Source organism: Bradyrhizobium sp. TM102, from assembly GCF_009176685.1.
In the GTDB taxonomy this organism is placed as follows: Bacteria; Pseudomonadota; Alphaproteobacteria; order Rhizobiales; family Xanthobacteraceae; genus Bradyrhizobium; species Bradyrhizobium ottawaense.
In genome coordinates, this window is the sequence record NZ_AP021855.1 from 1,486,219 (window position 1) to 1,508,514 (window position 22,296).

The following is a 22,296-nucleotide window of genomic DNA, read 5'->3' on the forward strand; positions in this document are numbered from 1 at the left end:
CCTCCGTGAGCGCAGCGTCCCGGAATATTGCCGCCGAGGCAGGGTTATCAATTGGTCCGGGGCCGCTTGAAACACTGAGGAGGCAGACATGATCGCAGCGATGATCAGGCGCTTCGTGTTGGGTACGTTCGCGGCAGCCCTATTGTGCTCGCCGGCCTTTGCCGCGGGCGGAGGCGGGGGTGGAGGAGGCGGGGGCAGCGCCAGCTCCACGGATCCGTACGCGGGCGCCTATTCGGATCAGAAACCGCAGCCGACCTATCCGAAGCGTCCGGGCGCCAAGGCAACCCAGAAAGGCAAGAAGCCGAACAATCAGTCCGGCATCGGCGATCCCGCATTCGCGGCGGGCTACCGCGTGGCCTATGACACGATCTACGAGCGCAACGACTATGCGGCCGCGATCGCGCAATTGAAGTCGCTCGGCCATGACGACCATCCGAACGTCGCCAACCTCATCGGCTACTCCTATCGCAAGCTCGGCGACTACGAGCAGTCGCAGGTCTGGTATGAGCGCGCATTGAAGGCGGATCCGAACCACGTGCTGACGTGGCAATATTACGGGCTGTGGCAGCTCGAGCGGGGTAATCGCGAGCAGGCGCTCTATCATTTGAGCCGGATTGCCTCCATCTGCGGGACCGGTTGTGAGGAGTATCGGTCGCTGGCCGCGGCGCTCGACAGGCCGACCGGCACGGCGCTCGTCTACTGAAGCTGGAGAGCAGCCGGTTCGTCGAGCCGCTGCTGATAGGCGTCGGATGACCGCCACGTCCTTCGGCGCGGATAGTGACAAGGCGTCAGATTTTCAGCATTGTCCCGTTCGGGGGCGCGACGGGACAATTGGATGCCGCTGACGCGCGACAAGATCATTGGCCATGACCTCGAACGGCTGGCCTTTCGCTTCACCATGCTGAGCGGCGACGAGGTCGTGCAGTGCCAGATCAGCGACGCCGCCATGGACGAGCTCGCGGGCATGCAGGGCACCGAAAGCAGCGCACGGCAGGCGCAGTTCCTGTCGTTGCGTGAGACCATCGAGCGGATCGCGTCAGATCTCTACGACGAAGCACCGCGATTCCAGGGATATGTGGTCCGGATCTTCATGCGGCATTTGGGGCGGTGAGCTCTCGCCTCACTCTCCGCTGTCATGCCCCGCGAAGTGTTTAGCCCGGACAGATCACTGACGGGTGTTCGGAGACATAGCTGACACATCAACATTGGCTGGATTGGTCCGATTCGGGAGGCCGTCCATGCCGTGGAGTGAGGTGTCAGTAATGGATCAGCGCCAGGAGTTCGTGCGGCTGGCTTTGCAGGAAGGCGCCAACCGGCGCGAACTGTGCCGGCGGTTCAACATCAGCCCTGACGTCGGCTACAAATGGTTGCGGCGCTGGCAGGCCGGCGATCGGGAGCTGGCCGACCGCTCCCGTTGCCCGCATGCGATGCCCAGGCGCAGTGAGGCTGCGGTCGAGGCCCAAGTTCTGGCCGTACGGGACAAGCATCCGGCTTGGGGAGCGCGGAAGATCGCCCACTGCCTGAAGCGGAGCGGGCAGACGGTGCCGGTGCCGTCAACGGTGCACCAGATCCTGTGTCGGAACGGTCGGGTCAAACCGAGCGAGAATGTACCGCCAAATCCGGGGCATCGCTTCGAGAAGGAAGCTCCCAACCTGCTGTGGCAGATGGACTTCAAGGGTCACCTGCCGCTCGCCAACGGGACGCGATGCCATCCGCTGACCGTTGTCGACGATCACTCGCGCTATGTCCTGTGCTTGAAGGCCTGCGCCGACGAGCAGCGTCTTACCGTGCAGGATCACCTGACGACGACATTCCGCTGCTATGGCTTGCCGGAAGCCTTCTACACCGACAACGGCTCACCCTGGGGCGATACGTCAGGCGTTCGTTGGACCGGGTTGAAGGTGTGGCTGCTCAAGCTCGGTGTCAGGGTTGTGCACGCCAGGCCCTGTCACCCGCAGGCCCGCGGCAAGAACGAACGCTTCCATCGCACCCTGAAGGCCGAGGTTTTTGCCATGCGGCGCTTCCGCACCCTCCCGGAAGTCCAGCGCGCCTTCGATGCCTGGCGACCGGTCTACAATCTGGAGCGTCCCCACCAAGGCCTCGATATGCGCGTCCCCGCCGATCGCTTCCGGCCCAGCGCCCGCGCCATGCCGACCCGCGTTCCGAACGTTGAATACGACAGCGGCGAGATCGTCCGTAGGGTCTCATCGACGAGACCCTACATCTCCTTCAAAGGACGCTTCTGGAAGGTTCCCCAGGCCTTCGCGCGCGAAAGTCTCGCCATCCGGCCGCTGGATCGTGACGGCCACTACGGAATCTTCTTCGCCAGTTGGCAGGTCGCATCGATCGACTTGACCAATGGCCAACCTGTCAGTGATGTGTCCGAACAGGTGTCAGCCATGTCCCCGGACTAAACAGAAGGCGGGGCATCCAGTACGCCGCGGCCCATCGATTCAATCATAACCGTCTCGGAGTACTGGATCGCCCGGTCGAGCCGGGCGATGACAGCAATGTGGTGGTGAGGCTGCCCCGACTCACTCGCGCAGCTCACCCCTCCAGCTTCCTCAACAACAGCTTCAGCGCCGTCGCAGCAAACATCTGCATGTTGCCGAACCGGTCGTTGCTGCCGGTCTCCAGCGTCATCACCTCTGACACAGGCCCCGCAACCGCCATGCAGCTATGGCCGGCGGCGTCGCCGTAGCGGTTGCCGGTTGGGCCGGCTGCTCCGGTCTCGGACAGGCCCCAGTCGCTGTTGAAGCGCGTTCGCATCTGCTCGGCCAGCAGTTGCGCGTAGGGCTGCGACGAGGAACGAAAGCCCTTCATTCCTTCGTCCGAAATATCCATCAGCACGCGCCTGGCATCGCGGGTGTAGACCACCGCGCCGCCGAGGAAATAGGCGGACGCGCCGGGCACCGCGAGCAGGCTGGCCGCGATCAGGCCGCCGGTTGAGGATTCTGCCACGGCGATGGTCTGTTTGCGCGCGATCAGCTTCGCTGCGACCTGTTCCGCAATGCTGACGAGCTCTTTCATCCCTAACCCCTTATCTCTTCGCAACCGAGCTCAGCCTTCCTAGCATATGACAGGACGCTTGGCTGAGTTGCGGGCGACGGGCAGGCCTGCTTGAATGGCGGGTACAAGAAGAGACATGCGAGGAAACGTGAGAAGGGAGACGTCATGGCGTCCCTGATCGCCGGCGGGGTGGATTGCGACGTGCATCCGGCCGTGCCGCATCTGACCAGCCTGCTGCCCCACCTGAACGACTATTGGCGCGATCAGGTGACGACGCGCGGCATGGTCGACCTCATCTCGCAATCCTATCCGCCGAGTTCGCCGATTACGGCGCGGCCCGACTGGCGCCCCGAGAGCGGCAAGCCGGGCGAGAGCCTCGACGACATGCAGCGCCATGTGCTCGATCCGTTTCAGCTCAGCTACGCCATCTGCAATCCGCTCTACGGCGTGCAGATGGTGTTTTCGGAAGATTTGCAGGCCGCCTTCTGCCGCGCGCTGAACGACTGGCTGGTGAAGGAGTGGCTCGATCGCGACAAGAGGCTGCGCGGCTCGATCGTGATCCCGACGCAAAGCGTCGAGAAGGCCGTGGCAGAGATCGAGCGCTGCGCGCACGATAAGCGCTTCGTCCAGGTCCTGATGCTTGTGATGGGCGACACGCCGCTCGGCAAGCGCGCGCTGTGGCCGATCTATGAAGCCGCGGAACGGCTGGAACTCCCGGTCGGCATTCACGCGGGTTCCGCCTATCACAATCCGCCGACCGCAGTGGGATGGGGTTCCTATCACATCGAGGACTATGTCGGGCAGGCCCAGGCGTTCCAGACCCAGCTCACCAGCCTGATCGTCGAGGGCGTGTTCGCCAAATATCCGCGCCTGAAAATGGTGATGCTGGAATCCGGCGTCTCCTGGATCTCTCCCTATCTCTGGCGCCTGCACAAGTTCTGGCGCGGGGTGCGGATGGAGACGCCGTGGGTTGATCGCGCGCCGCTGGATATTGTGCGCAGCAACATCCGCTTCTCCTTACAGCCATTTGATGCGCCGCCAGACGAGGCGACATTAATTCGCCTGTTTGATCATATGCAGTCCGACGAATTGGTCCTATTCTCCACGGACTATCCGCACTGGCAGTTCGAGGGCCAGGACGCGCTGCCCGAAGGTCTCACCCCCGATCTCGTGCGCAAGATCATGATCGAAAATCCACATGCGACCTATCCCCGCCTGACGTGAGCCCGCTGCCAAAGGAGGCAAGGCGATGAATATCCAATTCCGCGAGAGCCAAGAAGCCGCTTCCCCACTGACCGTCAAAACCGCGATCGCGGACTGCGACATCCATCCGGCACGCGCCACCCGCACCGAGCTTTATCCCTATCTCGCCAAACGCTGGCAGCATCATCTCGAAGTCTACGGCGTCCATGCCTATCAGGGCATGATGGAAGGCCCGCCCTATCCGAAGGCCCAGCCCAACGCCTCGCGCCGCGATGCCTATCCGCCTGAAGGCGGCCCGCAGGGCTCCTCGCTGTCCTTCATGCAGAAGCAACTGCTCGATCCCAACAACGTGCAGCTGGGTGTGCTCAATCCGCTCAACACCGGGCAGGGCATCCGCAATCACGAACTCTCGGCCGCTTTGTGTTCGGCGATCAACGACTGGCAGATCGACAAATGGACCAGCAAGGACAAGCGGCTGAAAGCCTCGATCGTCGTCGGCAATGAGGACGGGCTGTCGGCCGCCGCCGAAATCCGCGAGCGCGCCGGCGACAAGAACTTCGTGCAGGTGCTGCTGCTCAGCCGCAATGTCGAGCCGCTCGGCCAGCGCCGTTACTGGCCAATCTACCAGGCCGCGGAGGAAGCCGGCCTTCCCGTCGGCGTCCACGCCTTCGGCTTCGGCGGCAATCCGATCACGCCGTCGGGCTGGCCGTCCTATTACATCGAGGAGATGGTGGGTCACTCGCAATGCCAGCAATCGGCGCTAGCGAGTCTTGTTTTGGAAGGCGTGTTCGAGCGCTTCCCGAAACTGAAGATGGTGATGATCGAGGCCGGCTTCGGCTGGGCGCCGTCGCTGGCCTGGCGGCTCGACAAGACCTGGCAGCGCCTGCGCAGCGAGGTGCCGCATGTGAAGCGGCCGCCGTCGGAGTATATTCGCGAGCAGGTGTGGTGGACGACGCAGCCGATGGAGGATCCTGAAAGCCGCGAGGATCTGTTCGACGTCATCAACTGGATCGGCTGGGATCGCCTGTTGTTTGCGACCGACTATCCGCATTGGGATTACGACGAGCCGTCGCGCGTGTTGCCGGCGGGTGTCAGCGAGGCCAATCGCGAGGCGTTCTACCTCGGCAATGCGCGCGCGCTGTACGGGATTGGTTGATGGCGCGGCATGTGATCGCGCCGGTCGACGAACTGCCGCCGGGGACGCGAAAATTTCTGGAGATCGACGGGCGGCCGATCGCGGTCTTCAACATCAAGGGTGAATATTTCGGTCTGATGAACCGTTGCCCGCATCAGGGCGCGGCGCTGTGCGAGGGCCCGCTGATCGGTCTCGCGCAGTCGAAGGAGCCCGGCGAGATCGAGTATACAAAACTCGGCGAGATCATCCGCTGCCCCTGGCACGGCTGGGAGTTCGACATCCGCACCGGTCAGTCCTATTGCGATCCCCGCCGCTTCCGCGTGAAGGCCTACCCGGCCCATGTCGAGCCGGGTGCGAGCGTCGTGAAGGGGCCGTATGTCGCGGAGACGATCCCGGTGAAGGTCGAGAGCGATTACGTGGTGGTGGAGTTGTAGCCAGTTGGTCATTCCGGGGCAGCCCGAAGGGCTGAGCCCGGAATCCATCGTGCGAAGGGAATGAGCGAAATGGATTCCGGGCTCGCCTCTTCGAGGCGCCCCGGAATGACGGTTAGTGCCCCGCAACCGGCTCCGGCACCGCATCATAAGTCGGCACCGCCTTGCCGCCGCCGCGATACACCGTCGAGGCCGCGATGATTCCAAGCAGCGCAGCGAGCATCAGCCAGAAGCCGGGCGAGGCCTTGTCGCCGGTATGCTCGATCAGCAAGGTCGAGGCGAACGGCGTGAAGGTGCCGAACAGGGCGGCGGCGAGCGCGAAGGCGAGCGAGAAGCAGGTGGTGCGCACATCCGCCGGCACGATCTCGACCAGCGCGCCGAGCATAGTGCCGCTGTAGACGCCGAAATAGAACGAGAACATCATCTCGACGGCGAGCAGCTTGCCGAAGCTCGGCGCCGCCACCAGCCAGTGCAGCGCAGGATAGGCCGTGACGAGCGACAGGCCGGCGATGGTGAGCAGCACGGGCTTGCGGCCGATGCGGTCGGAGAGCGCGCCGCCGACCGGGTTCCAGAAGAAGTTGGTGACAGCGACGAGCAGCGTGACCAGCAGCGCGTCCTGCGTCGACAGCTTCAGCACGGTCTTGCCGAAGGTCGGCGTGTAGACGGTGACGAAGTAGAACGTCGTCGTGGTCAGGATCGCGATCATCATGCCGAGGATGACGATGCGCCAGTTGGCGAGCGCGGAGGCGAACACCTCGCTGGCCGTCGGATGCTTCTTCATGGCGAGGAAGGCCGGCGTCTCCTCCAGCGTCCGCCGCAGGACAAAGATCAGGGGAATGATCAGGCAGCCGACGAAGAAGGGAATGCGCCAGCCCCAGGCGGCAACGGTGTCGGCCGGCATCACCTCCGAGAGGATGTAACCGAGGATCGAGGCAACGAAGATCGCGACCTGCTGGCTCGACGACTGGAACGAGGTGTAGAAGCCGCGATTGCCCGGCGTGGAGATCTCCGAGAGATAGACCGACACGCCGCCGAGCTCGACGCCGGCGGAGAAGCCCTGCAGCAAACGTCCGATCAGCACGATGATGGGCGCGGCGATGCCGATGGTCGCATAGCTCGGGCAGAATGCGATGACGACGGTGCCGAAGGCCATGATGGCGAGGGTGACGATCAGGCCCTGGCGGCGGCCGATGCGGTCGATGTAAGCGCCGAGCACGATCGCGCCGACCGGCCGCATCAAGGCGCCGAGCCAGAACACGCCGAAGGTGTTGAGCAGCGATGCGGTTTCATCAGAGGACGGGAAGAACGCCTTGCCGATCGCGGCCGCATAGAAGCCGAACAGGAAGAAGTCGAACTGTTCGAGAAAATTGCCTGACGTGGCGCGCAGGATGGCGCCGATGCGCGATTTGATCGCGGGTGGATTGGTCGATGCGGCTGGTCCAGCCATGGCGTTGCTCCCCTTGGAAAGGTCTGGCCGGACCGGGAAATCATTTCACGGCAAGGCGACAGAGACTGCGACAATCTGCCACGCCTCTTCCCGCGCGAGGCGGGCCGAGTCAATCCGTTTTTGGGAGGAAGCTGATGATTTCTCAGGCTTTATTTTGCGTCGCAGCGAGCATCCATTGGCGGAATGCGGTCAGCTTCGGCGCTTCGCGGCGGCCCTCGGGCGCGACCAGGTAGAAGCCGGCGTCGGCCGGCAGCGCGATCTTGAAGGGGACCACGAGGCGGCCCTTGGCGATGTCGTCCTGGACGTAGGAGGTCCGTCCCATCGCCACGCCGATGCCATCGATCGCGGCCTGGATGGTCATGAAGATCATGTCGAAGGTGATGCCGGGGTGCCTCGCGATGTCGGCCGGCAGGCCCGCCGCGGTCAGCCAAAGCCGCCAATCGTCGCTGTTGGCGCTCGAGGTGTGCAGCAGCGGATGGTTTCCCAGGTCTTCGGGCCGGCGCAGTGGCTTGTCGCCACGCAATAGCGACGGACTGCACACCGGAAACAGCTCATCCGCCATCAGCCAGTCGGCGCGCAGGCCCGGCCATTGGCCGCGGCCGTAGCGGATGGCGGCATCGACATTGTCGCGCTGGAAGTCGACGAAGCTGGTCGAGGTGGTGATACGAACGTCGATGCCGGGATGCTGCTCCTGGAAATCCGTTAGCCGCGGCAACAGCCATTTTGCGGCGAGCGAGGCCAGCGTCGAGACCGTCAGCACCTTGTCGTCGTCCTTGCGCAGCAACCGGTCGGTCGCAAGCCGGAGGTCGTTGAAGGCAGCGCGGACGCCCGGCAGGTAGTCCCGCGCCTCCGGCGTCAGGGCCAGCGCACGGTTCTGCCGGATGAACAGGCGGATGCCGAGCTCCTCCTCGAGCCTGCGGATCTGATGGCTGATCGCGGTCTGCGTCACGTTCAGCTCGCTTGCCGCCAGCGTGAAGCTGAGATGGCGCGCGGCGGCTTCGAACGCCCGCAATCCGTTCAGGGACGGCAATCTGGCAGTCATCTGGCAGCAGGATACATGACGTTATTTCATGCGAAAAGGTACAAATTGTCGTTTGTCGCACTGCACTAGGAAGCCGATATTAGCGGTCAAGTTAGCTCCAGGAGCTTAAAATGTCTACCTTGACCCACAATTCGATGACAAATCATCATGCGCCCGGCTTGATCCAGCAGATCGGCGAGACCCTTCACGTCTGGCACGAGCGCTATCGCAACAGGCGCGAGCTCACCCAATGGACCGCGCGTGATCTTCAGGACGTCGGACTGTCCTGGACCGACATTGCCTACGAGGCTGACAAACCCTTCTGGCGGGCCTGATTGGCCGCCAGGCCGGCGCCGCCTGACTGTGGGGGCGCCGGCGGTCCCTTTTGTGAAGGGCTCGTATCATGAGCACTCTCCGCCTCGAAGACCTCAAGCAATATTCGGACACGCTGCGCACCCGCGATGCCACGGCGCTCAACGTCCGTTTTGTCGAGCCGCGCGACACCGACGAGCTGCAGCACTATTTCCGTTCGCTCTCGACCCGCTCCCGCTACAACCGCTTCTTCGGCGCCATCAGTGAGCTGCCGAAAGCGCTGCTGCATGACTTCCTTCAGGTCGGCGAGCGCGAACGCTTCTCCGTGGTTGCGACCATGATGGTCGACGGCTTCGAGACCATCGTCGCCGAGGCGCGCTATGCGCTGCACGCCGAAACCGCGACGCTCGAATTCGGCCTGTCGGTCCATGACCGCTGGCAGGGCCACGGCATCGCCACCGCGCTGATGAAGAATCTCGAATGCCGCGCGGCTGCGCTCGGCGCCGAGCACATGTTCGGCGACACGCTGCGCTCCAACGAGACCATGGTCTCGCTCGCGCGCAAATCCGGTTTCGCCTTCATCAATCATCCCGATGACTGGAAGCTGGTGCGCTTCGACAAGGAGATCGCGGTCGCGCCGAAAGACATTCCCTGCGCAAGCTGGCGCCTCGCCGCCCTTTCCCGTCAGGCCGAAAGCCCCTCAGCCTCGGTTTGACACCACTGCAAGCCCGGCTCTGGGTGAACCAGGGCCGGGCTTTTTTTTGCCCGGTTGCGGTCCGGGCGAAGACTCTCTCCACATCGTCATTCCGGGGCGCGCGTAGCGCGAACCCGGAATCCATTTCACGACGTGTCTTGCGGCCAGATGGATTCCGGGCTCGATGCTGCGCATCGCCCCGGAATGACAGCGGTTACCCGCCTCGACCGCCTGTTGCAAAGCGAGTGCCTATTTTCCCGTGAACACTGCCTTACGCTTCTCGATGAAGGCCTGCACGGCCTCCTTGTGATCCGCGGTCGTGGTCAGGCGCACCAGCCGTTCGGCTTCGTGGTCGCGCGCGGTTTCGAAGTCGAACAGCACGGCCTCGTCGAGATTGTCCTTCATGTAGCGCAGCGCGAGGCGCGGGCCTTCGGCGAGCGACTTGGCCAGCGCGAAGGCTTCGGCTTGCAGCCTGTCATCGGGCACGACGCGGTTGACGAGGCCGATCGCTTCGGCCCGCACGGCGTCGACGCGATCGCCGGTGAACATCAGCTCGCGCGCCCGCGCGGTGCCGACGAGACGGGTGAGCAGCCAGGCGATGCCGTAATCGCCGGAGAGTGCAATGCGGGCATAGCCGGTGGCGACGAAGGCCGATTGGGCGGCGATGCGGATGTCGCATGCCATGGCGATGGCGAGCCCGGCGCCGACCGCGGGGCCGGGGAGGGCAGCGATGGTCGGCTTGCGCACCGACACCAGCGCGCCGGTGAGCAGCCGCTGCCGCTCCTGCAGATCGGCGACCTTGTCGTCGAACGACATTTCGAGCTTCCTCGGGTCGCGATGCGCACCCATGCCCTTGACGTTGCCGCCGGCGCAGAACGCCTCGCCGGCGCCGGTGAGCAAGAGCGCGCCGACATCGGGATTCTCGCCGCAGGTCCGGATCATCGTGCGCAGCGCCGGCGTCAGCGTGTCCGACAGCGAATTACGCGCCTCCGGCCGGTTCAGCGTGATCACCGCGACGCGGTCGCGGATGACGCAGAGGAGTTCATTGGTGCCGGTGTCGATGACGGTTTCGGTGGTCATTGATCCTCCCTGTTCTTGTTTGGCTCTCGTAGGGTGGGTTAGCTGAGCGGACTGCGCCTAGCGCAGACCGCTCAGCGTAACCCACCTCTTTTCAGACACGCGGTGAATAAAGAGGTGGGTTACGCCTTCGGCTAACCCACCCTACGGCATCTCGTCCTCAAAACTTCTCCACCCAGGGCCGCAGCTCGAGCTCCCAGCTCCAGGCGCTGCGCGGCTGCTGCAACACGTTCCAATAGCTCTGTGCGATCGCGTCGGGATCGAGCATCGAATCCGGCTTGTCCTCGGCTTCCGTCCGCGCCGCGCTGCGGATGCCGCCGTCGATCACGAAATGCGCGACATGGATGCCTTGCGGCGACAATTCGCGCGCCAGGCTCTGGGCGAGGCCGCGCAGCGCGAACTTGCCCATCGCGAAGGAAGCCGACTGCGCATATCCCTTGACGCTGGCCGAGGCGCCGGTGAACAGGATCGCGCCGTGCTTGTTCGGCAGCATGCGTTTTGCCGCCTGCTGCGCCACCAGGAAGCCGCCATAGGCGCTGATCGCGATCGCCTGCGCCACATCGGCCGGAACGAGATCGACGAATGGTCCGCGGGTGCGGCCGCTGGCGTTGTAGACGACGAGGTCGGGCGTGCCGATCTCGCGCTCGACGAGGCCGAACAGGCGCTCCACCTCGTCGGGATCGGTCGCGTTGCAGGCATAGGCCTTGGCGCCGGTCTCGCTGCAGAGCGCGCCCAGCTTCTCGATCTTGCGCGCGGCGAGCGCGACGCGAATGCCTTGCGCAGCGAGCAAGCGCGCCAGCGAAGCGCTCAGGCCTTCGCCGGCACCGACGATAAGGGCGATCTTGTATTTCGGATGTTCCATGGTGTGGTCTCTCGGAAGCAGGAAGCTCCTGATCTATGCATGGCTTTTGCGAACAGCCAGCCGGCGCGATCACAATTCCGCAGAGCGAATTGCTCCTTCAGGGTGATCATGCCTCCCTGACGATTTGCGGCTTTATCGCACCCCGCGACTGGAGCATGATCGACATCATCCCAAGCGGCAAGCGCTAAAGTGGCGCGGAATGTCCGCAAGGCCGAAACGAAGAGGACGATCATGCATAAGCCGGCCCCAGCGCAGCCAAAGAATGTCGCGGCCGCACCATCCGGCCTGCTGGCGCCCGACACCACAGGCATGAATTTCTACCGCGCCGATCCCGCGCTGACCGACCTGCTCCGCATCCATCTGCCGGAAAATCTGTTCCGTCATATCGAGCCGCATCTCGATCGCCTCGGCGAACTCGCCGGAGGCCGGCTCGACGACTGCGCGCGGCTCGCCGACCGTCATACGCCGGTGCTGCACCAGCGCGACAAGTTCGGCCGCGACGTGCAGTGGATCGAATATCACCCGGCCTATCGCGAATTAGAGAACGCGGCGTTCGGAGAGTTCGGCATCCACGCGCTCTCGATCCGCAAGGGCATCATGGGCTGGCCGGACAAATATCCTGTCGTCGCCAAGCACGCCTTCACGTTTCTTTTCAACCAGACCGAATTCGGCATGGGGTGCCCGATCAACGTCACCGACGGCTGCGCCAAGCTGCTGGCAAATTTCGGCAGCGAGGCGCTGAAGGCGAAATATCTGGACGGCCTGACCCAGACCGACATGAGCAGGTTGACGCAAGGCGGCCAGTTCATGACCGAGAAGGAGGGCGGCTCCGACGTCGGCACGCTGACCACGCGCGCCGTGCAGGAGGGCGACCATTGGCGCCTCACTGGCGAAAAATGGTTCTGCTCGAATGCCGACGCTGAGGTCGTGATGCTGCTGGCGCGCCCCGAGGGCGCTGGCCCCGGCACGCGCGGCGTCGGCCTGTTCCTGATGCCGCGCTTCCTCGACGACGGCGCGCAGAACCACTACCGGATCGTGCGTCTCAAGGACAAGCTCGGCACCCGCTCGATGGCCTCCGGCGAGATCAAGCTCGAAGGCGCCATCGCCTACGCGGTCGGCAAGCTCGACCGCGGCTTCGTGCAGATGGCCGAGATGGTGAATTCGTCGCGGCTCTCCAACGGCGTCAAATCCACCGCGCTGATGCGCCGCGCCTATCATGATGCGATGACGGTCGCGACAAACCGCGTCGTGTTCGGCCAGCGCATCATCGACCTGCCGCTCGGCCGGCGCCAGATGCTGAAGATCATGCTGCCGGTCGAGCAGGCGCTGTCGATGAGCTTCCTGACTGCGGACGCGCTCGACCGCGCCGAGGCCGGCAGCCAGGATGCGGCGGCATTGTTGCGGATCCTGACGCCGACCCTGAAATTCCGCGCCACGCGCGATGCGCGAAAGGTCTGCGGCGATGCGCTCGAGATGCGCGGCGGCATCGGCTACATCGAGGAATTCGCGACGCCGCGCCTGCTGCGCGATGCGCATCTCGGCTCGGTCTGGGAAGGCACCGGCAATATCGTCGCGATCGATGCGCTCAGGCGCGCAGTCGGCCGGCATGGTGCGGAATCCGCGCTCGCGGCCGATCTGCATGCGCGGCTCGACGACAGCGCTTCCGTGCCGCAGGCCTGGCGCGACAAGCTGCGCGGCTTCGTCGATCGTGCCGTCGGCTTCGCGCGCGAGGTTGCGGCGACATCCGAGAACGAGGCCGATGCGCGTCGTGCGACGAGCCTGCTCTATCATGTCGCCAGCGCCGTCGCTCTCGCCTGGGAGGCACATCGCATCCACGAGATGCGCGGCGATGCGCGCCGGCTGCTGTTGTCGCGGCTGGTGATCGACCATCGGGTGGCACCGAGCGATCCGTTCCGGCTCACGGAAAATGCCACGCAGGCCAGGATCGCCGCGCTGCTGCTTGGCGACAGCTCAGCCGGCATGAGCGAGGTTGGCGAACTGGTTCTGGCAGCGTAGGCTGCACGCCACGATCAAACCAAGAAACGCGACAGGGAGTGCTCGATGAAGGCCGCCGTCCTCTATGAAGTCAACCAGCCGCTCGTCATCGAGGACGTCAGCCTGCCGAAGCCGGGCCCGCGCGAAGTCCTGATCCGCACCACGGTCGCCGGGCTCTGTCACTCCGACCTGCATTTCATGGAAGGGCTCTATCCGCATCCGCTGCCCGCGGTGCTCGGCCACGAGTCCGCCGGCGTGGTCGAGCAGGTCGGCTCCGATGTCACTTACGTCAAGCCGGGTGACCACGTCGTCACTTGCCTGTCGGTGTTCTGCGGCACCTGCGACAACTGCACCACGGGCCGCACCGTGCTCTGCACCGACACCACCGTGAAGTTGCTGCCGGGCGCCTCAAACCGGATGCAGTGGTCCAAGCCTGAGAAGCTGCACCAGTTCCTCAATCTGTCGTCCTTTGCCGAACAGATGCTGGTGCACGAGAACGCGATCGTCAAAATCCGGAAAGAAATGCCGCTCGATCTAGCCGCGCTGATCGGCTGCGGCGTCATCACCGGCTATGGTGCGGTGGTGAATACCGCGAAGGTGACGGCCGGCGAGACCGTGGCCGTGATCGGCTGCGGCGGTGTCGGCATGGCCGCGATCAACGGCGCGCAGATCGCGGGCGCCGGCCGCATCATTGCCATCGACACCAATCCGGCAAAACTCCAGCTCGCGACCAAGCTGGGTGCAACCGACATCATCAACCCCGCCGACGGCGACGTCGTGAAGCAGGTGCGCGATCTCACCAATGGCGGCGTGCATCATTCCTTCGAGGTGCTCGGCCGCAAGGAGACCGCCGAGCAGGCATTCGGCATGCTCGCCTCCGGCGGCACCGCCACCATCGTCGGCATGATCCCGTTCGGCCAGAAGATCGAGCTGCACGGTTTCGATTTCCTGCGCGAGCGCCGGATCCAGGGCTCCTCGATGGGCTCGAACCATTTTCGCGTCGACATGCCGCGCCTGGTTGACTTCTACCTGCGCGGACGGCTGCATCTGGAGGACTGGATCTCGGCGAAATTGAAGCTGTCCGAAATCAACGAGGGCTTTGCCAACATGAAAGCCGGCAAGACGCTGCGCAGCGTAATCGTGTTCGACAGCTAGCACAACCGACGCCGGCGCCGCCCGAAAATTGAAATCAACGCGATGCGGCCGGACTGTCGGCTGAGGCGCAACGCTGCTCCTTCACGAGGAGCAGCGTCATGGCCGTGGCAAGTCCGGCGACGAGCATATACGCGACGGATACGTTCAGGCCGGGACCCGCGAACAGCAAATAGGAGAACAATCCCGCAGTCGACACGGTGAAGCCAAGCCAGGCAAACCTCGGAAAGCGAAATCCACGTTCGCCATGCCGGAGATCAAGCACGAGGTAGAACACCAGAAAGGTGTTGCAGAGCGCCGCCGGCAACAGACCCATGACGATCTCGCTCTCGAATGCGAGGTAGGATAACACGCCATCGATCTGGGCAATCACCGCGAACGGCAGATAACGCAGATTGAGGCAGGCCAGGGCGATCGCCGCAAGCTCGAAGCCGTAGAAATAGCGGTCGTGCATCTTCGGAAGCAGGTACGGCATGAGGATGAGCGATACGCACGCGACCAGTAGAATGAACTCCGGCCCCGTCCGCCTGGACTGTGCGATGAAGATCGATAGGGCGAGCCCGCTCGCCGCCGCGAGCACGAGGCCGGCGGCGACTCCGACCGCGTACGGCGTTCCTCCTGCGAACACCCAGATGTTCGCTGCATTCATGGTCAGGTGATGAAATGTGTTGGCCTGGCCGAGATAGATCCCGAGTACGGAGACCAGGGATCTGCCAGCGACGAGAACCGGAATGGCGAGGATCGCATAGACTGCCGGAATGGCTGCAAGCCATGCCACGTGGATCTTGCGGCGCAGGATCATGCCCAGCACGAACGGCCCCAGGAAGACGCCCTGGGCCTTCACCGAGCAGGCCACTGCGAATGGCAAAACCCCGTTTCGGTCCCGCATGAATATCGCCACGGAAATCAGCGCGAAGAAGGTCCAGATCGAATCGGCCTGTCCCCACATTGCGCCGTTGAAGAGCACCGTCGGCGCAAGCCACACCGCGCAGAAGGCCAGGGACGTGCGCAACGGCACGCCTGTAACTCGCCAGACCATCCGGGCCACAACGATCGCGCAGCCGAGCTCGAATATGGCCGAGATCATCTTCACGAGGGAAAGCGGCTGGCCCAGCCAATCAAATCGGGCGGTGATCAGCAGGAGGTAGCTGTAGAACGGCGTGTAGTTGGTGAAAGCCTCGGCCAGCCCGGCAATGCCGTGATCTCGCGCGAAGGTATACCAGGTGATGTATTCGGCGGCGTCGGCGGTCGCGTGTTCCCGCGCGAGGTAACGGAGCACGATGCCCATGAGCCCGCACCCGACTGCTACCGCAATCGGAGTGCGCCATCTCTCGAGCCGCGTCTCATCTCGATTGACGCGATGATAGGGGTCGCGGAGCGCCCCTATCTCGATTGTGTCGTTTGTCACGCAATCACTCTCGCCGGATTTGAGCGGTACCCTCGCCGGGGAAGCACTCCGAGCTTCGCGGCGTGTCCTCGTGACATGCTCGAGATCGATGCCCTGAAGGGACCTCTCGTCACTTGCGATCTTGACGGGCGAACGATTGCCAGCTGGATAAATGTCAGATCAGCGGTTTGCCCATTGCTCGGGAAAAGATTGTTTGGTTAGCGATCTCTTTATGGCATTCGTCGAATGCCCTGCGGCCCGAGGGGGAAAGGCAGCGTGCGGCCTCACCGCGACACGTGTGCCGACACCGCGAGCCACTTGCCATTTTGCTTTGCCCAGCAATCGGTGTACCGCCCCGTCGCCTGCTGGCCATCCGCCGTGGTGTAGCTCGTCGCGGCGTGGATGACGGCGAAGTCGCCCATGATGCGGATGATGACGTCGCGCTCTTTCAAGTTCCGGATCGTGATCGGCCGCGCGGTCTGCTCCAGGAAGGCGGCACGGTCGACCAGCGTCTTGTCGGGATTGGAGCAATAAAACTCCGTCGCCAGGATTTCGTCGAAACGCTTGACGTCGCAGTTTTGCACGGAGGCAACGTAGTCACGGTTGAGGGCGGTCAGTTGATCGAGGTCCTGGCTCATGGTGCTTCCTTTCCGTCATTCCGGGGCGCGCGACGCGCGAGCCCGGAATCGCGACGTTGTCGTCCTCCGTCATTGCAAGGAGCCCGCGACAAAATTGCGAAGCAATTTTTGCGCTGGCGACGAAGCAATCCAGACTGTCACTTCGAAAAATTCTGAATTGCTTCGCTCGCGATGACGGGAAGAACTAATCATTGAATAATGGCGGCGGCTGGAACCCGCCGAACTCACGCTCGATCAGTTCAGCGAGCCTGAGCGGCGTACGGTCTTCGAGGAAGGGGCCGATGATCTGGACGCCGACCGGCAGCCCGTCCTTCGACAGGCCGAGCGGAACGGCCGTGGCCGGCAAGCCCGTCAGCGTGGCGATGCCGGGCCAGGCAAGCTGGTCCGGATAAACATGGTCCTTGCCGTCGATATTGATCCGGCGCTTCTCCTGCTCCGGCGAATGATCATGCGGATAGGCGGGAGTCGGCATGATCGGGCAGATCACCGCATCGAATGTCCGGAACAATTGCCGCCACTGCGCGCGCAGCCCGGCGCGCGCGCCTTCGTCGAACACCCAGGCCTGATGGCTGGAGGTCATGCCGCGCAGCCGCTCGGCCGCGAGGCTCTTGTCCTCGGGTGAGAGATGCGCCGCGCCGGCACGTGCGCCGGCGAGAATATCCGGCGGAAAGAACGCGCCGAGAAAGCCCATCAACATGCGCATGTAGAGGCGCGAGGCTTCCTTGAAGTCCGGAAACAGCGGGCTTTCGCGCGCGACGCTCGCGCCGGCGCCCGTCAATCGCCCGGCCAGCGTCTCGATCGCGCCGCGAATGTCGGAATTCGCAGGCAGCAACGGATGGCTGTCGATCACGAGCAGGCGGAAATCCTTCAGCCTGTCGTGGCGTGCGTCCGGCAGCGCCAGCTTGTATCCGATGCCGAGGTCGACCGGATCGGGACCGGCCATCACGTCCAGCAGCAGCGTCAGATCGGCCGCACTCCGGGCCATCGGTCCGATCACCGCCATATCGCGTTCCATCGGGACCGCAGGAAATGGCGGCGGCGTATGGCCGCGCGTCGGACAGAGATTGTATGTCGGCTTGTGCGCATAGACGCCGCAATGGAATGCCGGCACGCGCAGCGAGCCGCCGATGTCGGATCCGAGCGAGAGCGGTCCGTAGCCGGCCGCCAGCGCTGCCGACGAGCCGCCTGATGAGCCGCCGGGCGTGCGGCCGAGATCGTATGGATTGTTCGTCGTGCCGTAGATGTCGTTGTAGCTCTGCCAGTCCCCCAAGCCCACGGGAACGTTGGTCTTGCCGAGAATGACGCCGCCGGCGTTCTTCACCCGGGAGATCGACAGCGCGTCCTCGGTCGGCTTGAAATCCTTTTGCGGCGTCCAGCCCCAGGTTGTGGGCAGGCCCGCGATGTTGAAGGATTCTTTCACCGTCACCGGAATTCCGAGCAGCGGTTTTCTTTCGCCGCGCGCCAGCGCCACATCCGCCTCGCGTGCCGCACTGCGGGCGCGATCAAAATCCCGCACGCAGATCGCGTTGACCTTGCCGTCGTGACGCTCGATGCGGTCGATGGCATCCTGGGTAAGCTCGACCGCGGAGACCTTCTTTGCGGTCAATGCGGCCGAAAGTTCGACCGCGCTCTTGAAACTCCATTCCGATCTGGTCACGGCGCTTCTCCTGCTCTTGTTGTCGGAGGATGATGCGCAGTTTGCCCGAATGCTGCAACGACTGTTTGATCGCGATTGATGTGCCGGCGAGACGGAACGGAAGGAGTTCAGGAGTTCGCCGTCATCGCCCGCCTAGTCCGCAATTGCGCACAGGGGCGGGCAATGACAGCGAATGTGAGGCCACTACGCCGCCCCGATCAACACGCCCACCGCGAGCACGATCGCGCCGCCAAGCACGATCTGGAATACGGCCTGGAGGAACGGCGTGTCCATATAGCGGGAGCGAATGAAGGCGATCGCCCACAATTCGAAGAACACGACGACGCAGGCGATCGCCGTTGCGATCCAGAACGCGTTGGCCCAATGATCCGGCACCAGATAGGGCGCGGTGTGGCCGAGGCCGCCGAGCGTGGTCATCGCGCCGCAGGTGACGCCGCGCAGCCAGGGCGAGCCGCGCCCCGTGAGCGATCCGTCGTCGGACAGCGCCTCCGCAAAACCCATGCTGATGCCGGCGCCGATCGATGCGGCGAGGCCCACAAGAAACGTCTGCCAGTTCTGGTGGGTGGCGAAGGCCGCGGCAAACAGCGGCGCCAGCGTCGAGACCGATCCGTCCATCAATCCGGCAAGGCCCGGCTGCACGTACTGCAGCACGAACATGCGGCGATTAGTGCGATCCTCCTCGGCGCGGACGTCGGAATTCAGGATCTCGCCCGTCAGCTTTGCGGCGGTCTCCTCGTGACCTTTCTCGGCTTCGGCGAGATCGCCGAGCAGGCGGCGCACGCCGACGTCCTGGGCCTGTTCGGCGGCCTTCACGTAGAAGCGCTCCGCCTGCATCTCCATTGTCTCGACTTCCCTGCGGATGGCGTCGAGCGACAGGTTCTTGGTCAGCCAGACCGGGCGGCGGCGCAGGAATCCCTTGACGTCCTCGCGCCGGATCGGCGGCAGATGCTTGCCGAAGCGCTGCTCGTACAATTCCAGCAACATGTGCCGGTGGCCGCGCTCCTCCTCGGCCATCTCCTCGAAGATTTTTGCCGTGTCCGGGTAACGCTCCCGAAGGTCCTCGGCGAAGGTCATGTAGATGCGGCTGTCCTCCTCCTCGGAGGAGATCGCGACCGCAAGCACCTCGCGCTCGGTTAGATCGGCAAAATTCTTCACGACGGCCCTGAATCGAGTTTAGAACTATTCTAAATTATATAGGACGCCGTGGTTCCCGGGTCAATTCAGGACGCGTGGGCCGTGGCCAGGAAGTCCAACACCAATCGGCTGACCTCGGCCGGCTGCTCCTGCTGCACCCAATGGCCGGCGCCATCGACCAGATGGCAGCCGAGCATCTTCGTGCAGCCGCGCCCCTGCATCGCCTCGAACACGCCCGGACGCTGGTAAGTGCCCCAATCCTGCTTGCCCGAGATGAAGCAGGAGGGCACGTCGATGCTGCGTCCCGCAAACAGCTGCATCTCGCTGTTGAGAGCGGCTGTCGTGCCGTAGCGATACCATTGCAGCCCGCCCTGGAATCCGGTGCGGCCATATTCGCCGCTGTAATAGGCGAGGTCGCTGTCCGGCAGCCATTGGTTGGCGGCGATCGCGGCGGGCGAAGGCATCTCCTTGGCGACCGTCTCCGCCATGGTCTCGTTCAGATCCATCACGTAATAGGTTGGCAGCTTTGCGAGTTCGTCCGCCGACCACGACGCCAACGGATAAGGCTTGTTGTTGGTCCAGTCCGCGCTCTTGTGATGATAATAGGCGCGCAGGAAATCATGCACGCCCTGCGGCGCGTGCTGCATGTCGGCATTGGCCGGGCGTGTCGCATAGTACCATTGATAATGTTTGCGCGGCCGCGGCAGCGCGGCGAGCCCGCGATGCACGGGGTCCTCCACCGCAGGCTTTGCCGGAGCATCGACCGTACCAAACGGCAGCGCCGGCGGTCCGCCGAACGGCGCGCTCATCATCGTCACCGAACGAAACACGTCGGGCCGGATCAGCGCGCACCAGGCCGCGACCGGGCTGCCGAAATCATGCCCGGCCAGATCGACTTGCCTATAGCCGAACGCCGACACCAGGGCGAGTGCATCGCGCACGAGATTGAGGAGTGAGAACGGCGCAAGGTCGCCGTCGTAATCCGCAGTCCATCCCGTCGTGCGGCCATAGCCGCGCTGGTCCGGCGCAATCACGTGATACCCGGCCGCAGCCAGCGTCGGCATTACCTTGCGCCAGGAGAAGGCGAGTTCGGGAAAGCCGTGCAGCAAGAGGAGGCACGGCCGCCCCGTGGTCTCGAAGCCAGCCTCCAGCACGTGCATACGCAAGCCGTTGATGCCGTCGACATAACGCGAGCGGATTCCGGCGGGCAGGGGGATGTCAGGGAGTGCGGTCATCGTGTCTCTCCACTCGGGTGGAATCGTAGGGTGGGCAAAGGCGCGCATCGCGCGCCGTGCCCACCATCTTTCCGCGACGCGTCTGGCATGGTGGGCACGCTTTGCTTTGCCAACCCTACGGCATCTCGCTAGATGGACTCACACACGAACGCATTGCCCTTGCGCCGGATCTTCCCCACCGAGGGCGACGGGAAATGCGCGGTGCAGCACAGCGTGTCGGTGTCGCAATAGCGCTCCAGGAAGCTGCGCCGCGTTTTCGCTGCCGCGGCTGGATCGACGTCGAACTTGATCGACAGCTCCGGATAGAGCGTCTGCAGCGGCGAGTGCATGAGATCGCCGGAGAACACGGCATCGTCCTTGCCGCGGCCCATCGTGACGGCGATATGCCCCGGCGTATGGCCCGGCGTCGGCAGGATGCGGACGTGATCGCCGATCTCATGATCATTGCCGACGAGTTCGTGGCGTCCCGCCTCAACCACCGGCAGCACGCTGTCGGCGAAGGGGGCGACCTGCGCCTTCGCGTTCTGCTCGGTCCAGTGGTCGAATTCCTGCCTGGCGAAGACGTAGCGCGCCTTGGGGAAGGTCGGCACCCAGCGGCCGTTCTCCAGCCGCGTGTTCCAGCCGACGTGATCGACATGCAGATGCGTGCACATCACGAAGTCGATGTCCTCGACCGCAAAGCCGGCGGCGCCCAGCCCGCGCAGATAGGTGTCGTCGGTCTTCATGTTCCATTTCGGCCGAGGCCGCGGCTTGTCGTTGCCGATGCAGCTGTCGACCAGGATGGTGTGATGCGGCGTCTTCACCACATAGGACTGAAAGCACAGGAGCAGCACGTCCTGGTCATCCAGCGCCTTGCTCTCGCGCATCCATGCCCGATTCTCGGCCAGTACCTCGGCCGTCAATCCCGGCAGCATCTCCAGCGCCGGGACGAACGAGGTCTCCTGCTCGATGATTCGATGGATGGTGAGATCGCCGACCGAGAACTTCAGGCTCATGAGAACTCCGCGTTTACAGCATGATCCGGACCCGGAGGGCCGCGATAGCGCAAAGTGTTCAGCGGTTTTCCGACAAGATCACGCTCAAACAACAACCCTAAAGCGCGATGATCTTCATCGCGCTTTAGGCGGCCGGCGGCACAGAGATCTTGACCGAGGGCCGCTCCAGCATCTTCTGATGGAAGGCGTCGAGCTTCGGATAGGCCTTGCGCCAGCCGCAATCGGCGAAGCGGAAGTCGGCATAGCCGAGCACGCAGACGAGGCCGATCTGCGAGATGTCGAACGGGCCGTTCAGAACCTCAGGCATGTTCTCGAACCGCGCCATGCCGGTCCACGCCCTGTTCCAATGGTCGTCCGACCAGGCCTGCCATTGCAGGCCCTGCGGCCGCACCATCTTCTCGTAGCGGCACAGCAGCATGGAATCGAGCATGCCGTTGATCAGGGAATGATTGGTCTTGGCCTTCCAGCGCGCGGGACCGTAACCGGGGATCAGGGCGCCGCCGGCGGTCTCGTTGAGATATTCAACGATGACGTAGGAGTCCAGAATGACGTCGCCGTCATTGGTGATCAGCACCGGCAGCTTCTTCAGCGGCGTGATCTTCGAATAGTCCTCATTGGCCGTGCCCGGCGCGACGCTTGCGGGCACGAGCTCGATCTTGTCGATCAGCCCGAGCTCGATCGCGGCGATGCGCACCTTGCGGGCGAAGGGCGAGGCGGGGGAGAAGGTGAGCTTCATTGGAAATAACCTCTATCCAGACACACAGTCCTCATCCTGAGGAGCGCGCCCCTTGGCGCGCGTCTCGAAGGATGGACAACGAGGGACGGTCGCTCTTCACCCGGCGCGAACGTCGGGCGACTGTGCTTGTGGCGCATCCTTCGAGACGCGCGCGTTGCGCGCTCCTCAGGATGAGG

Annotated in this window: 22 protein-coding genes; 10 read left to right on the top strand and 12 right to left on the bottom strand. The window is 63.9% G+C overall.

The features are described from left to right. Nucleotides 1-88 precede the first annotated feature (88 nt). From GDN70_RS06960 to GDN70_RS06970, 3 genes are all read left to right on the top strand, one after another. On the top strand, nucleotides 89-703 hold the full coding sequence (locus GDN70_RS06960; RefSeq protein ID WP_028140654.1) for a lipopolysaccharide assembly protein LapB: 615 nt from the start codon (nucleotides 89-91) through the stop codon (nucleotides 701-703). A gap of 132 nt (nucleotides 704-835) precedes the next feature. Next, a complete protein-coding gene (locus GDN70_RS06965) occupies nucleotides 836-1,111 on the top strand; it encodes a DUF1488 family protein (RefSeq protein ID WP_020508771.1) in 276 nt (91 codons plus the stop codon). A gap of 127 nt (nucleotides 1,112-1,238) precedes the next feature. Continuing rightward, the gene (locus tag GDN70_RS06970; RefSeq protein ID WP_152102328.1) at nucleotides 1,239-2,414 is read left to right on the top strand and encodes an IS481 family transposase; all 1,176 of its coding nucleotides are present in this window, start codon (nucleotides 1,239-1,241) and stop codon (nucleotides 2,412-2,414) included. Between the two features lie 133 nt (nucleotides 2,415-2,547). Here the strand turns inward: GDN70_RS06970 and GDN70_RS06975 are convergent, their stop codons facing one another. Further along, nucleotides 2,548-3,030 carry a CinA family protein gene (locus GDN70_RS06975; protein WP_028140652.1) on the bottom strand — a complete coding sequence of 161 codons (483 nt, stop codon included), beginning with the start codon at nucleotides 3,028-3,030 and terminating at the stop codon, nucleotides 2,548-2,550. A gap of 144 nt (nucleotides 3,031-3,174) precedes the next feature. Between GDN70_RS06975 and GDN70_RS06980 the strand changes: the two genes are divergently transcribed. Genes GDN70_RS06980 through GDN70_RS06990 form a run of 3 tightly spaced genes read left to right on the top strand, consistent with a single transcriptional unit; the run spans nucleotide 3,175 to nucleotide 5,781 of the window. Beyond that, the gene (locus GDN70_RS06980; RefSeq protein ID WP_038973152.1) at nucleotides 3,175-4,233 is read left to right on the top strand and encodes an amidohydrolase family protein; all 1,059 of its coding nucleotides are present in this window, start codon (nucleotides 3,175-3,177) and stop codon (nucleotides 4,231-4,233) included. 25 nt (nucleotides 4,234-4,258) lie between these two features. Then, nucleotides 4,259-5,368, top strand: coding sequence for an amidohydrolase family protein (locus GDN70_RS06985; RefSeq protein ID WP_028140650.1), 1,110 nt, complete (start codon nucleotides 4,259-4,261; stop codon nucleotides 5,366-5,368). After that, complete coding sequence (locus GDN70_RS06990) at nucleotides 5,368-5,781, top strand: Rieske (2Fe-2S) protein (RefSeq protein ID WP_028140649.1); 414 nt, start codon at nucleotides 5,368-5,370, stop codon at nucleotides 5,779-5,781. Before GDN70_RS06985 ends, GDN70_RS06990 begins: the two co-directional genes overlap by 1 nt. 112 nt (nucleotides 5,782-5,893) lie before the next feature. On the opposite strand, the gene GDN70_RS06995 is transcribed toward GDN70_RS06990, so the two are convergent. Together GDN70_RS06995 and GDN70_RS07000 are read right to left on the bottom strand one after the other, a co-directional pair. Beyond that, complete coding sequence (locus tag GDN70_RS06995; protein ID WP_028140648.1) at nucleotides 5,894-7,225, bottom strand: MFS transporter; 1,332 nt, start codon at nucleotides 7,223-7,225, stop codon at nucleotides 5,894-5,896. Nucleotides 7,226-7,367: 142 nt separating this feature from the next. Further along, nucleotides 7,368-8,267 (bottom strand): transcriptional regulator GcvA, encoded by a 900-nt coding sequence (locus tag GDN70_RS07000; RefSeq protein WP_028140647.1) that lies wholly within the window; start codon nucleotides 8,265-8,267, stop codon nucleotides 7,368-7,370. Between the two features lie 110 nt (nucleotides 8,268-8,377). Here GDN70_RS07000 and GDN70_RS07005 point away from each other — a divergent pair, with 110 nt between their 5' ends. Then, on the top strand, nucleotides 8,378-8,581 hold the full coding sequence (locus GDN70_RS07005) for a DUF1127 domain-containing protein (RefSeq protein WP_028140646.1): 204 nt from the start codon (nucleotides 8,378-8,380) through the stop codon (nucleotides 8,579-8,581). A 68-nt stretch (nucleotides 8,582-8,649) separates the two neighbouring features. Further along, a complete protein-coding gene (locus GDN70_RS07010) occupies nucleotides 8,650-9,273 on the top strand; it encodes a GNAT family N-acetyltransferase (protein WP_152102329.1) in 624 nt (207 codons plus the stop codon). Between the two features lie 228 nt (nucleotides 9,274-9,501). Here GDN70_RS07010 and GDN70_RS07015 read toward each other — a convergent pair whose 3' ends face one another. After that, nucleotides 9,502-10,332: an enoyl-CoA hydratase gene (locus GDN70_RS07015; protein ID WP_028140644.1), complete on the bottom strand. Its 831-nt coding sequence runs from the start codon at nucleotides 10,330-10,332 to the stop codon at nucleotides 9,502-9,504. 157 nt (nucleotides 10,333-10,489) lie between these two features. Further along, entirely contained in the window at nucleotides 10,490-11,191 is a 702-nt protein-coding gene (locus tag GDN70_RS07020) for an SDR family oxidoreductase (RefSeq protein ID WP_028140643.1), read from the bottom strand. 231 nt (nucleotides 11,192-11,422) lie between these two features. Between GDN70_RS07020 and GDN70_RS07025 the strand changes: the two genes are divergently transcribed. Both GDN70_RS07025 and GDN70_RS07030 read left to right on the top strand, forming a co-directional pair. Further along, nucleotides 11,423-13,207: an acyl-CoA dehydrogenase family protein gene (locus GDN70_RS07025; protein ID WP_028140642.1), complete on the top strand. Its 1,785-nt coding sequence runs from the start codon at nucleotides 11,423-11,425 to the stop codon at nucleotides 13,205-13,207. 45 nt (nucleotides 13,208-13,252) lie between these two features. Then, complete coding sequence (locus GDN70_RS07030) at nucleotides 13,253-14,341, top strand: Zn-dependent alcohol dehydrogenase (protein WP_028140641.1); 1,089 nt, start codon at nucleotides 13,253-13,255, stop codon at nucleotides 14,339-14,341. Between the two features lie 34 nt (nucleotides 14,342-14,375). Here GDN70_RS07030 and GDN70_RS07035 read toward each other — a convergent pair whose 3' ends face one another. From GDN70_RS07035 to GDN70_RS07065, 7 genes are all read right to left on the bottom strand, one after another. Continuing rightward, the gene (locus tag GDN70_RS07035) at nucleotides 14,376-15,626 is read right to left on the bottom strand and encodes a hypothetical protein (RefSeq protein ID WP_240536490.1); all 1,251 of its coding nucleotides are present in this window, start codon (nucleotides 15,624-15,626) and stop codon (nucleotides 14,376-14,378) included. A 383-nt stretch (nucleotides 15,627-16,009) separates the two neighbouring features. Beyond that, a complete protein-coding gene (locus tag GDN70_RS07040) occupies nucleotides 16,010-16,363 on the bottom strand; it encodes a nuclear transport factor 2 family protein (RefSeq protein WP_028140639.1) in 354 nt (117 codons plus the stop codon). A gap of 184 nt (nucleotides 16,364-16,547) precedes the next feature. Beyond that, entirely contained in the window at nucleotides 16,548-18,020 is a 1,473-nt protein-coding gene (locus GDN70_RS07045) for an amidase (protein ID WP_028140638.1), read from the bottom strand. Between the two features lie 183 nt (nucleotides 18,021-18,203). Continuing rightward, nucleotides 18,204-19,175 carry an iron exporter MbfA gene (mbfA, locus tag GDN70_RS07050; RefSeq protein WP_028140637.1) on the bottom strand — a complete coding sequence of 324 codons (972 nt, stop codon included), beginning with the start codon at nucleotides 19,173-19,175 and terminating at the stop codon, nucleotides 18,204-18,206. Nucleotides 19,176-19,240: 65 nt separating this feature from the next. Next, nucleotides 19,241-20,389, bottom strand: coding sequence for an alpha/beta hydrolase (locus GDN70_RS07055; protein WP_152102330.1), 1,149 nt, complete (start codon nucleotides 20,387-20,389; stop codon nucleotides 19,241-19,243). 128 nt (nucleotides 20,390-20,517) lie between these two features. Next, nucleotides 20,518-21,384, bottom strand: coding sequence for an MBL fold metallo-hydrolase (locus GDN70_RS07060; RefSeq protein WP_038973157.1), 867 nt, complete (start codon nucleotides 21,382-21,384; stop codon nucleotides 20,518-20,520). A gap of 124 nt (nucleotides 21,385-21,508) precedes the next feature. Continuing rightward, nucleotides 21,509-22,120 (bottom strand): glutathione S-transferase family protein, encoded by a 612-nt coding sequence (locus tag GDN70_RS07065; protein WP_028140635.1) that lies wholly within the window; start codon nucleotides 22,118-22,120, stop codon nucleotides 21,509-21,511. Nucleotides 22,121-22,296: the final 176 nt, after the last annotated feature.

Excerpts from the sequence above, each read along its gene's own strand:
- GDN70_RS07065 (WP_028140635.1), bottom strand. The coding sequence starts at position 22,120 with ATGAAGCTCACCTTCTCCCCCGCCTCGCCCTTCGCCCGCAAGGTGCGC.
- GDN70_RS07035 (WP_240536490.1), bottom strand. The coding sequence starts at position 15,626 with ATGGGCATCGTGCTCCGTTACCTCGCGCGGGAACACGCGACCGCCGAC.
- GDN70_RS06995 (WP_028140648.1), bottom strand. The coding sequence starts at position 7,225 with ATGGCTGGACCAGCCGCATCGACCAATCCACCCGCGATCAAATCGCGC.
- GDN70_RS07030 (WP_028140641.1), top strand. The coding sequence starts at position 13,253 with ATGAAGGCCGCCGTCCTCTATGAAGTCAACCAGCCGCTCGTCATCGAG.
- GDN70_RS07025 (WP_028140642.1), top strand. The coding sequence starts at position 11,423 with ATGCATAAGCCGGCCCCAGCGCAGCCAAAGAATGTCGCGGCCGCACCA.
- GDN70_RS06985 (WP_028140650.1), top strand. The coding sequence starts at position 4,259 with ATGAATATCCAATTCCGCGAGAGCCAAGAAGCCGCTTCCCCACTGACC.
- GDN70_RS06970 (WP_152102328.1), top strand. The coding sequence starts at position 1,239 with ATGCCGTGGAGTGAGGTGTCAGTAATGGATCAGCGCCAGGAGTTCGTG.
- GDN70_RS06980 (WP_038973152.1), top strand. The coding sequence starts at position 3,175 with ATGGCGTCCCTGATCGCCGGCGGGGTGGATTGCGACGTGCATCCGGCC.
- GDN70_RS07020 (WP_028140643.1), bottom strand. The coding sequence starts at position 11,191 with ATGGAACATCCGAAATACAAGATCGCCCTTATCGTCGGTGCCGGCGAA.
- GDN70_RS07005 (WP_028140646.1), top strand. The coding sequence starts at position 8,378 with ATGTCTACCTTGACCCACAATTCGATGACAAATCATCATGCGCCCGGC.
- GDN70_RS07060 (WP_038973157.1), bottom strand. The coding sequence starts at position 21,384 with ATGAGCCTGAAGTTCTCGGTCGGCGATCTCACCATCCATCGAATCATC.
- GDN70_RS07055 (WP_152102330.1), bottom strand. The coding sequence starts at position 20,389 with ATGACCGCACTCCCTGACATCCCCCTGCCCGCCGGAATCCGCTCGCGT.
- GDN70_RS07000 (WP_028140647.1), bottom strand. The coding sequence starts at position 8,267 with ATGACTGCCAGATTGCCGTCCCTGAACGGATTGCGGGCGTTCGAAGCC.
- GDN70_RS07010 (WP_152102329.1), top strand. The coding sequence starts at position 8,650 with ATGAGCACTCTCCGCCTCGAAGACCTCAAGCAATATTCGGACACGCTG.
- GDN70_RS06975 (WP_028140652.1), bottom strand. The coding sequence starts at position 3,030 with ATGAAAGAGCTCGTCAGCATTGCGGAACAGGTCGCAGCGAAGCTGATC.
- GDN70_RS06960 (WP_028140654.1), top strand. The coding sequence starts at position 89 with ATGATCGCAGCGATGATCAGGCGCTTCGTGTTGGGTACGTTCGCGGCA.
- GDN70_RS06990 (WP_028140649.1), top strand. The coding sequence starts at position 5,368 with ATGGCGCGGCATGTGATCGCGCCGGTCGACGAACTGCCGCCGGGGACG.
- GDN70_RS07040 (WP_028140639.1), bottom strand. The coding sequence starts at position 16,363 with ATGAGCCAGGACCTCGATCAACTGACCGCCCTCAACCGTGACTACGTT.
- GDN70_RS06965 (WP_020508771.1), top strand. The coding sequence starts at position 836 with ATGCCGCTGACGCGCGACAAGATCATTGGCCATGACCTCGAACGGCTG.
- GDN70_RS07015 (WP_028140644.1), bottom strand. The coding sequence starts at position 10,332 with ATGACCACCGAAACCGTCATCGACACCGGCACCAATGAACTCCTCTGC.